The organism is Campylobacter hyointestinalis subsp. hyointestinalis, assembly GCF_013372145.1.
Lineage (GTDB): Bacteria > Campylobacterota > Campylobacteria > Campylobacterales > Campylobacteraceae > Campylobacter > Campylobacter hyointestinalis.
Genome location: NZ_CP053827.1, coordinates 1,580,481 through 1,591,789, shown reverse-complemented (window position 1 = coordinate 1,591,789; position 11,309 = coordinate 1,580,481). Strand labels below are relative to the sequence as shown.

7 protein-coding genes are annotated in these 11,309 nt (G+C 34.8%); 6 read left to right on the top strand and 1 reads right to left on the bottom strand.

The window, feature by feature from the left end; translation table 11 throughout:
- Positions 1-251: 251 nt before the first annotated feature.
- The 6 genes from aspA (at position 252) to CHHT_RS08145 (ending at position 9,827) form a co-directional block, all read left to right on the top strand.
- A complete protein-coding gene (aspA, locus tag CHHT_RS08170) occupies positions 252-1,676 on the top strand; it encodes an aspartate ammonia-lyase (RefSeq protein WP_034961829.1) in 1,425 nt (474 codons plus the stop codon).
- 291 nt (positions 1,677-1,967) lie between these two features.
- Positions 1,968-3,305 (top strand): anaerobic C4-dicarboxylate transporter, encoded by a 1,338-nt coding sequence (locus CHHT_RS08165; protein ID WP_034961830.1) that lies wholly within the window; start codon positions 1,968-1,970, stop codon positions 3,303-3,305.
- A 202-nt stretch (positions 3,306-3,507) separates the two neighbouring features.
- The gene (locus CHHT_RS08160; protein WP_034961832.1) at positions 3,508-4,179 is read left to right on the top strand and encodes a hypothetical protein; all 672 of its coding nucleotides are present in this window, start codon (positions 3,508-3,510) and stop codon (positions 4,177-4,179) included.
- Between the two features lie 48 nt (positions 4,180-4,227).
- Positions 4,228-6,231 (top strand): motility associated factor glycosyltransferase family protein, encoded by a 2,004-nt coding sequence (locus CHHT_RS08155; protein ID WP_074898782.1) that lies wholly within the window; start codon positions 4,228-4,230, stop codon positions 6,229-6,231.
- A gap of 128 nt (positions 6,232-6,359) precedes the next feature.
- Positions 6,360-7,907 (top strand): flagellin B, encoded by a 1,548-nt coding sequence (locus CHHT_RS08150; protein ID WP_034961834.1) that lies wholly within the window; start codon positions 6,360-6,362, stop codon positions 7,905-7,907.
- A 363-nt stretch (positions 7,908-8,270) separates the two neighbouring features.
- Positions 8,271-9,827, top strand: coding sequence for a flagellin B (locus CHHT_RS08145; RefSeq protein ID WP_034961836.1), 1,557 nt, complete (start codon positions 8,271-8,273; stop codon positions 9,825-9,827).
- A gap of 366 nt (positions 9,828-10,193) precedes the next feature.
- Here CHHT_RS08145 and pseB read toward each other — a convergent pair whose 3' ends face one another.
- A complete protein-coding gene (gene pseB, locus CHHT_RS08140) occupies positions 10,194-11,186 on the bottom strand; it encodes a UDP-N-acetylglucosamine 4,6-dehydratase (inverting) (RefSeq protein WP_034961838.1) in 993 nt (330 codons plus the stop codon).
- Positions 11,187-11,309: the final 123 nt, after the last annotated feature.

The window sequence follows — 11,309 nt, the reverse complement described above, 5'->3', positions numbered from 1 at the left end:
ATAAGCCAAAATTATTATGCATAGTAAAGTTTTATTGCTAGATTATTTAAGAATTACTTAGATAGTCACCATATAGCCATATTTGTGCTACGATTTTACACATATTTTAATTTAAAAATATAAATTTAGGTCTATGTGGAAGCTCTTAAATGCTTAATTAGATAAAGCAAAATATTTTTTTAAGTTGGATTTAATAGTTCATAGCTACAATTTTAATTGAATTTATTCATTTTAATAGTTAAGGAGACTTTATGAATACTAGAAAAGAACACGATTTTATCGGTGAATTAGAAATTGCCGATAATGTTTACTATGGAGTTCAAACATTTAGAGCAGTTGAGAATTTCAACATTACTCACGAACGTATTTGCAATTTTCCAAATTTTATAGTAGCGCTTGCTCAAGTTAAAAAAGCAGCAGCACTTGCAAATTTCGATCTTGGCTTGCTTGATGCGAAGATCAAAAATGCTATTTGTGAAGCTTGCGATCAAATAATGAGCGGTAAATATAACGATCAATTCGTTGTAGATATGATACAAGGCGGCGCAGGAACAAGTACAAATATGAATGCAAACGAAGTTATAGCAAACATCGCGCTTGAGATTATGGGACACAAAAAAGGCGAGTATCAATACTGCCATCCAAACGATCACGTAAATCTAAGTCAAAGTACAAATGACGCTTATCCTACAGCTTTAAGAGTTGCTATTTATGAAAGACTTTGTGAGCTAACTGAAGCTATGCATATCTTAAAAGATAGCTTTGATAAAAAAGCAGAAGAGTTTAAAGACGTTTTAAAAATGGGTAGAACCCAACTTCAAGACGCAGTTCCTATGACTTTGGGTCAAGAGTTTAAAACTTTTTCAGTTATGCTTGGCGAAGACATCGACCGCGTAAGAGAAGCTAGAAACCTAGTACGCGAGATAAACCTAGGTGGAACAGCTATCGGTACAGGTATCAACTCTCACCCAGACTATCCAAAAGTAGTTGAGACAAAACTTCAAGAAGTAACAAAACGTCCATTTATCACTGCTGGTAACCTTATAGAAGCTACTCAAGACACAGGCGCTTATGTTCAAATTTCAGGTGTTTTAAAAAGAGTTAGTACAAAACTAAGTAAAATTTGTAACGACTTAAGACTTCTAAGTAGTGGTCCAAGATGCGGACTAAATGAGATAAACTTACCAAAAATGCAACCAGGCTCAAGCATTATGCCAGGTAAAGTAAATCCTGTTATCCCTGAAGTAGTAAATCAAGTTTGTTTTGCAGTTATCGGTAATGACGTAACTGTAACTTTAGCTAGTGAAGGCGGACAACTTCAACTAAACGTATTTGAACCAGTTATCGCTTATAGCTTGTTTAACTCTATCGCAATGCTTAAAAAAGCTTGCCGTACTTTAGCTACAAAATGTATTGATGGCATCACTGCAAATGAGAAAGTTTGTTCTGATTTCGTTTATAACTCAATCGGTATCGTTACAGCATTTAATCCATATATCGGTTATGAAAACAGTGCTAGCATAGCAAAAGAAGCTTTAACAACAGGAAAAAGCGTAGCAACTATCGCACTTGAAAGAGGACTTTTAACTCAAGATCAAATAAATGATATTTTACGTCCAGAAAATATGCTAAATCCTCATATGACAAATGAAGATAAAAGCAAATTTAAAAAATAAAATTTTCGCAAAAGAAAACTCGAATGAGTTTTCGGCGAAAATTTGGAGTAGCAAACAAATTTAACGCAAAACTCGAATGAGTTTTCGGCGAAAATTTGGAGTAGCAAACAAATTTAACGCAAAACTCGAATGAGTTTTCGGCGAAAATTTAGGATATTGATACAAAATTCTGCACAAAAAGCTTTTTATCTCATAGATAAAAAGCTAGCAGAAATTTGAAGTAATAAATAGATATTGTTTGAATTAATAAAAGTAGTGCTCAAAAGCTGCTTTAAAAAATAAGGAGATTTCATGGATATTATGCTGATTTTACAAGTTATCGTTTTGTTTGGAGCGATATTCTTAGGTGTTAAACTCGGCGGAATGGGTATAGGTTACGCCGGTGGACTTGGCGTTGTTGTTTTGGCTCTTGTTTTGGGTATGAAACCAGGAAATATTCCTTGGGACGTTATCCTTATCATTATGTCAGTTATCGCAGCTATCACAGCGATGCAAATGGCTGGCGGACTTGATTATTTGGTTCAAATAGCTGAGAAAATTTTGCGTAAAAATCCAAAATATATCAACTATCTTGCGCCTACAGTTACTTATTTCTTAACTATCTTTGCTGGTACTGGTCACACTGCATTTTCTATGATACCAGTTATCGTTGAGGTTGCAAAAGGTCAAAATATAAAACCTTCAGCACCGCTTAGCATAGCAGTCGTTGCAAGCCAAATCGCTATCACAGCAAGCCCGGTTTCAGCTGCGGTCGTATTTATGAGTGGCGTTCTTGAACCGCTTGGCTGCTCATATCCTATGCTTTTAGCTATTTGTATCCCTACAACATTTATCGGTTGTATGATTACTTCGTTTATCGTTAGTACATTTTGTAATCTTGACCTTGACAAAGATCCTGTTTATCAACAAAGAGTAAAAGATGGTCTAGTAAAAGAGATAAAAGGTGCGCAATATAAAGAAGTTTCAAAATCTGCAAAAACTTCAGTTGCTATATTTTTGATAGGCGTTTTGGCAGTAGTTTTCTATGCGACTGCTATATCAAAAAATGTAGGTTTGATCGATCCTGTTATCCTTGGTAGAGATCACGCTATCATCAGCTTTATGCTTACTATAGCTACACTTATCGTTATAGTTTGTAAAGTCAGAACAGATACTTTGGTTCAATCAAGTGTATTTAAATCAGGTATGGTAGCTTGCGTGTGCGTACTTGGTGTGGCATGGCTCGGCGATACTTTTGTTAGTGGACATATCAATGAGATCAAAGGTTTTGCTTCTGATCTAGTTGGCAAATATCCGTTTTTACTATCTGTAGCGCTATTTTTTGCTTCAATGCTTCTTTATTCTCAAGCAGCAACAGCAAAAGCTATCATCCCTGCAGTTATCTTAGCTTTAGGAATCACTCCTGAAAATAGTGGTCAAATTTATATAGTTGTAGCTTCATTTGCGGCAGTTTCAGCTCTATTTGTCCTTCCTACTTATCCAACATTGCTTGGTGCTGTTCAAATGGACGATACAGGTACAACAAGAATAGGAAAATACGTATTTAACCACGCTTTCTTAATTCCTGGAGTTTTAGCTATAGCTCTTTCAGTGGCTCTTGGCTTTGTTTTTGCTCCTATAATGCTCTAATTTCAGCGTTATAAGAGTTTGCGAATTTAAGCAGATTTATATCTTGTTTAAATTCGCTTTTAAATTTTATAAAAATCTTTTATCTATCTACTAAAGGCTTTAAAACTATAAAGCTCAATTTACAATACTAAAAAAGCATTACATAAACAAAATTCAGTTATAATTTTCTTAGTTACATTTAAATTTAATTCAAGGTAAGAGTATGAAAATCTTAAGCTTAGCAAGTATGCTTTCAATTCAATCCCCAAATTTATCAGACAAATTCAAAGATGACGATATCTTAGTCATCAGTCCTTTAAAAGATACACTTTTAAATGCAGAGTTTATCAAGTGCGAGATAGGAAGCGTAAGCTATGCTCTAGCCCTGATATGCCAAAATTTACTTAATGATGAGTTTTTTGATGAGCTTGATGTTGGATACTTAAGCGGAGAGAGCAACATAGGTGAAGAAGAGCTTCCTGATATCTGCGAGTTTATCAAAGATACTAAGTTTTGTATCGTAAGTGATGAGATATTTGCGAAAAATCCTAGCCAAACTAAAGAGATGTTAAATTTGCTAAGCACCAAATTTGGTTTTGGTCTGCTAAACTTAAATGGTGAAAAGATCACGCTTAGCGGTAAGCTTTATGAGCTTGACGAGCTTGATAGTTTTGATGGTGCAGTAGTATTTACTCACTCTAAATCAGATGAGTTTAGAGGTGGGACTTATTTTGCTATGGCTTCAAAACTTCGTGATGGCTCAGAAGTAGTCTTGACAACAAAACAAAAAGAGATAAAAACTAAATTTAATTTAGATAAAAGTATGCAAGGAACTATCGCTATGCTTGGAAGTAGCGGTTTAGAGTATGGATTTGAAATTGTAAATATAAAATAATATCAACCGATTTATAAGTTATGTTTCATCATAAAATTAAGGAAAAATATGAGCGCTGAAAATAACAAGAGAGAACTAACTCCTGATGAGAAGAAATTTCAGGAATTAAACAATAAATTAGCCGACCAGATAACTACAAAAAAAGAGATAACCACTTTAGATAGAAATATAGCTGCCATTATGCCATATGGCATTGATCTGGCCACAGAACTTTTTGAGTTAAAAGAAAATACCAAATTTGGCGTGTATATGGGCAAAGATCCACTAGATATAAATATAGTAAATTTAGAAACTAAAGAGTATTTGTACGAAAGCCCGGCTAAAGATGTAGAAAAAAAGCTAATCGAATTTGAAAAAGAGTATAGCCGTCATAAGGCAGTATTTTTATACGGTATCGGAAATGGAATTTTTTTAAAATCCCTACTGTCTAATCCATCTCACGCTAAGATAATAGTGTTTGAGCCAGAAATTGAGATCTTATATGCTGCGCTTAGTTTGATAGATTTTTCTGAGGAGATCTTTAAAGATAGGCTTATAGTTTTACATGCGGATAAGGTTAAATTTATAGAGTTATATATCATATGTAGAATTCCAGAAGTGTTTAATAGTCTAAGGTTATATAATCTACATATTATGAATGATTATTACGCTGGAGAAAAATACAAAGATAGCGTTATTAATATAAATCAAGAGATGTCAAGAGCCATATCTCAAGCTATAAAAGAACAAGGAAACGACTCCCAAGACAATCTTATAGGTATGGAGCATACTACAAAACATTTACCTGCAGTATTCTCGGGCGTACCTTTGAAAAATATTATTGATAAACGTAAAAAAAAGTGTAGTTCAGCAGTCATAGTATCCACTGGACCATCTCTAGCCAAGCAGCTTCCTATGCTAAAAAAACTAGCTCCATATACTACTATCATCGCAGTAGATGCTAGCTATCCTGTACTTAAAAAGCATGGCATAAAGCCTGATTATGTTACTTCTATCGAGAGAGTTCCCGCGACTTCAAAATTTTTTGGCGATCCAGTAAGCGAATTTGATAAAGGTATTATTTTTATAGTTGCTTCTCTTACTCATGATGATACCGTGGCAAATTTAAAAGGTAGAGAAGTTTGCTACGCATTTAGACCTTTGTCTTATGAAATGGGATTTAAGGATTTTAAATTTGGTTATATAGGCGGTGGGCAAAGCGCAGCCCATATGGCATTTAACGTAGCTCAAGTTTTAGAGTGTGAGGATATCATACTTATAGGGCAAGATCTAGCTTTTAGTGAAGACGGTAAAAGTCATTCAGAGGGTCATATATTTAAATCTACCGAGATAGATCCTACTAAACGTGAAAAGATTATGACTACAAAATACGGTGGGGTTGGAGAGATAGCTACTACTTCTACATGGAATTTATTTAGAACGTATTTTGAGCATTCTATAGCTAATTTAAAAAGAACTAAGGGCGAATACCCTATTTATAACTGTACTGAGGGCGGTGCTAGGATAGAAGGTACCATAGAAGTTCCATTTAAGCAAAAAGCAGATGAGATCATCAAAGCAGGTATAAAAAAGAGATTTGTAGCAGTACCAAAACTCTCACCAAAACAGCAAGAATTACACATAAGAAAAGCTAAAAGATATCTAAAAAGTGTTATAAAATATGGCGAAAATTTACAAAAGCAATGTGAAAAGATATTTTTAAAGATAGCAAAAGAGATAGAAAAAGATAAAAAGCTTATAGCTAAAGATAAAAAAGATAAAATCGACTATATGAAGTTACAAAACATATCTTTTGAGATAGATGCGTTTAAAGAAAAAACATATAAAGAAGCTATGTTTCAGTCTGTGTATTACGCTGTTTGTAGCTCTATGCTAATGCATCAAGAGCTAGAACTTACTGTTATATCTGCTAGAAGAAGTGATAGTGAAGAAGAAAAAAACGATAAGCTTTTTGAGTGGGTTTCTTGTCAAAGCTACTGGTTTTTTAGCTTAGCAGGTAGCACAAATGCTGCGCTTGAAAAGTTAAAAGAAGCTTCTAAAGACTGGCTTTGATATTTTTTGCTCTAAATTTAGAGCAAAATTTCTAAATTTGCTAAATATTTTTAAAATCTCTCCGATATATCAAATAAGGTTTTAGCAAGGACGCTAAAGCAAAATACAAATCAATAAAAGGATTTAAAATGGGATTTAGAATAAATACAAATATTGCTGCGATGAGCGCACACACAAACTCGGTTATGAACAACCGCAACCTTGATAGCTCACTAGGTAAGCTTAGCTCAGGTCTTCGTATCCAAACAGCGGCTGATGATGCTTCAGGTATGAGCATCGCCGACTCTCTAAGAGCTCAAGCAAATGGTTTAGGTCAAGCTATCAAAAACGGTAATGATGCTATCGGTATCGTTCAAACAGCTGATAAAGCTATGGATGAGCAGATAAAAATTCTTGATACTATCAAAACTAAAGCCATCCAAGCAGCACAAGATGGTCAAAGTAGCGATTCACGTCGCGCACTTCAAAACGACATCTCAAGACTTCTTGAAGAGCTTGATAACATAGCTAAAACTACAAGTTTCAACGGACAACAACTTCTAAACGGAAGCTTTAGCAACAAAGAGTTCCAAATAGGCGCTTACTCAAACGAAACAGCTAAAGTAAGCATAGGTGCTACTGACTCAAACTCTATAGGTCATACTAGATTTGAAACTACGAATAATACTGTCATGAAAGCAAGTCTTGCTGGAGATTTAACTGTAAAATTAAGCGGTATAGACGGATTCCCTGCTGGATATACATTTAAAACTGTAGATAAGGCTACTTTGAAACAAGATGGCTATAAAGCTATAGCTGAGCAGATAAATGCTATGACTACTCAAACTGGAGTAAAAGCTAGTGTAAAAAATGTTCAAGTTATGTCTACAGCCGTAACTGCTGGAACTATACACGGTCTTAAAATAAACGATGTTTTGATAGGCGATATAACAATTAAAGCTGGAGATGATGGCAAAATCTTAACTGCAGCTATAAATGCTAAAAAAGATGAAACAGGCGTAGAAGCTAGTATAGAAAACGGTAAACTAACCCTAGCAACTAAAGACGGTAGAGCTATAAATGTAGCTGTACATACTACAGCTGGAAATTTTAGTCTTGCAGGCGGTGCAAAAGTATTGTCTAAAAGTGGTACATTATATCTAGGTCAGCTTACTTTCACAAGACAAGATGCTAGGGATATAAAAGTAGGTATAAATGGCATTTCGAAAATGTCAAGCTCAGGTATGTCTATGGGATTTTTATCTTCTGCAACCATTACTAAAGCCTTCAACCAAGCCTCTGTAAATTTAAAATATATGAATTCAGGAAATATCATAAGTACAATAGCTCAAGCTATGGGATTTTTTAACGGCGGTGAAAAAGCTACAGCTCAATCAGGCGGTGTAAATACCTTTGCTGGTGCTCAAGCTATGATAGATATAGCAGAGTCTGCTCAAAAAACACTAGATAGAATTCGTGCCGATCTAGGTTCAGTACAAAACCAACTAGTAAGTACGATAAATAATATCAGCGTAACTCAAGTAAATGTTAAATCAGCAGAAAGCCAAATCCGTGATGTTGACTTCGCTGAAGAGAGTGCGAACTTCTCTAAATTTAACATCCTTGCTCAAAGTGGTAGCTACGCGATGAGTCAAGCTAACACAGTGCAACAAAACGTTCTTAGATTACTTCAGTAATCTAAGGTTGTTTCTGTGAAAATGTATTAAGACTGCTTCAATAATACAATCTTATGTATCACTTCAAAGCTGGAGTTTTCTCCAGCTTTTTAAATTCTAACTTCTGCCATTTAGACTATTTTATTTTTTTAGATACAATGATAAAAATCAAAGGAGTTAATAAGAATAACTTCATTGGTCAACTTCTCAAATTTATAGATATAAAATATCAGAAGAGCGTTATTTGAATTAAAAGATGAAAAGATTACAATTTTGATTTTAAAAATAGGCTACAGAAAAGAAATATATAAGTTTTAAATTTCAATTCTTTAATTTTGGAACACATTTTGCTTTATTAGTCCAAACTATTTAAAAGGACTAAAAATGGGTTTTAGAATAAATACAAATATTGCTGCGATGAACGCACATACAAACGCGGTTGTAAATAATCGTAGTTTAGACGGATCTTTAGGTAAGCTTAGCTCAGGTCTTCGTATCCAAACAGCGGCTGATGATGCTTCAGGTATGAGCATCGCTGATAGTCTAAGAGCTCAAGCTAGTGGGCTTGGTCAAGCAGTAAAAAATGCAAATGACGCTATAGGCATAGTTCAAACAGCTGATAAAGCTATGGATGAGCAAATCAAAATTCTTGATACTATCAAAACTAAAGCTATACAAGCAGCCCAAGATGGTCAAAATAGCGATTCACGTCGTGCACTTCAAAACGACATCTCAAGACTTCTTGAAGAGCTTGATAACATAGCTAAAACTACAAGTTTCAACGGACAACAACTTCTAAACGGAAGCTTTAGCAACAAAGAGTTCCAAATAGGCGCTTACTCAAACGAAACAGCTAAAGTAAGCATAGGCGCTACTGACTCAAACTCTATAGGTCATACTAGATTTGAAACTACTATGAATACAGTATGGAAACTAAGTGCAAGCGGTGGTGATATAACTGTGAAATTAAGCGGTATAGATGGTTTTCCTGCTGGATATACTTTTAAATCAATAAGTAAAGGAGTTTTAAGAGTAGACGGTTTTAAAGCTGTTGCCGAACAAGTAAATGCATTGGCTGATCAAACAGGTGTAAAAGCTAGTGCAAAAAATGTTCAGGTTATGTCAGTAGCAGTCCGAGGTGGAGATATAAAGGGGCTTAAAATAAACGGTGTTTTGATAGGCGATATAACAGTAAAAGCTGGAGATGATGGCAATATCTTAACTGCAGCTATAAACGCTAGAAAAGATGAAACAGGCGTAGAAGCTAGTATAGAAAACGGTAAACTAACCCTAGCAACTAAAGACGGTAGAGCTATAAATGTGGATACTACATCCGCAGGTGGATTTAGTTTAGCAGGTGGTGGTAATACCGGAAGCAAACAATCTGGTATAGCATATCTAGGTCAGCTTACTTTCACAAGACAAGATGCTAGGGATATAAAAGTAGGTATAAATGGTTTTTCGAAAGCTTTTTCTGCTATAGGCGGTATGTCTGCGGGATTTTTTTCTTCTACAGCCATTACTAAAGGTTTCAATCAAGCCTCAGTAAATTTAAAATACATGAACTCAGGCACTATCTCAAGCGGTATTGCTAAAGCTATGGGATTTTTTAAAGGCGGCGAAACTGCTACAGCTCAATCAGGCGGTGTAAATACCTTTGCTGGTGCTCAAGCTATGATAGATATCGCTGAATCTGCTCAAAAAACACTTGATAGCATCCGTGCCGATCTAGGTTCAGTACAAAACCAACTAGTAAGTACGATAAATAATATCAGCGTAACTCAAGTAAATGTTAAATCAGCAGAAAGCCAAATCCGTGATGTTGACTTCGCTGAAGAGAGCGCAAACTTCTCTAAATACAACATATTAGCGCAATCAGGAAGTTATGCGATGAGTCAAGCTAATGCCGTGCAACAAAACGTTCTTAAATTACTTCAGTAATCTAAGGTTGTTTCTGTGAAAATGTCTTGAAATTACTGCAATAATTTCAAGTATTTCTTTAAAAGCGTTCTTAAACTACAAACGAAGTAGTTTAGAGCATTTGTAATATTTGTGGCGGTTTCAGACGTAAGACCACGTATTTTTAGTCCGTAAACCCTCTTTAAAGGGGGTTTATTTTAAATTTAATTTGAGCCATCTTGTCATCTTCTATCATAGTTATAAATCCAAATTTATGATATAGATATAAAGCTTTTTTATTTTCTTTAAAAGCTCATCATTGCTAAGCTTGATAAAACTTTTAGTCCAAACCATAGCAATCAACTTTTTTTAAATTTTTTAAGCCGTCATTTGCAAACAAAATATTCATTATGCATTTTCAAGCATTTTGTTTAATCCAACACTATCAAGCCACTCTTTATTTGTATTTGAGCTATACTCAAATTCGCCATTTATTTTTAAGCCTTTTTCTCCGAGTAAATTTAGACTAAAATTTGGTTCGGTTAAAAAATGTATAGATGGAGCTATAACATAGTGATCATTAAACTCATAAGTCAAGTGAGCATCGTCTTTGCTGATCATAGTTTCATGAAGTTTTTCACCGGGTCTTATGCCGATAATTTTAATACCCAAATTCGGAGCTAAAGCTTTAGCTAAATCAGTCATTTTCATAGACGGAATTTTAGGGATAAATAGCTCTCCGCCTTGCATACGAGCAAAGTTTTTAAGCACGAAATTTACGCCTTGTTCCAACGTGATCCAAAATCTAGTCATCCTTGTATCTGTTATAGGAAGATCACGTGCACCGTTTGCGATGAGCTTTTTAAATAGTGGTACTACTGAACCACGACTTCCTACTACATTGCCATAACGTACAACGCTAAACCGAGTAGGTTTATTTCCTGCTATGTTATTTGCAGCTATAAAAAGCTTATCGCTTGCAAGTTTTGTAGCACCGTATAAATTTACTGGGTTGCAGGCTTTATCGGTGCTAAGAGCGATGACTTTTTGCACGCCGCATTCAAGGCTAGCGTTTATAACATTTTGTGCGCCGTTTATATTTGTTTTGATGCACTCCATTGGGTTATATTCGGCTATAGGGACATGCTTCATAGCAGCAGCGTGAATGACGTAATCCACGCCGTTCATCGCAGTTTTAAGACGTTTTTCGTCGCGTACGTCGCCTATGAAGTAGCGCATACATTTTTCGCCGAATTCACTTGCCATTTCATACTGTTTTAGTTCGTCTCGTGAGTAGATGATTATTTTATTTGGTTTATAGTTTTGAAGCAAAATCTTTGTATATTTTTTTCCAAAACTTCCGGTTCCACCAGTTATTAGAATATTTTTATTATTGAACATATCTGCTCCTTTATTTGATTATACCAAATTTGAAGTTAAATTAAAATCTTAAGAAAGCTATTTGATGATTTTATTGTTAAATCTAAAAGGTGGTAAAAAAAGAGAATTTTATAAGAGTGAAGT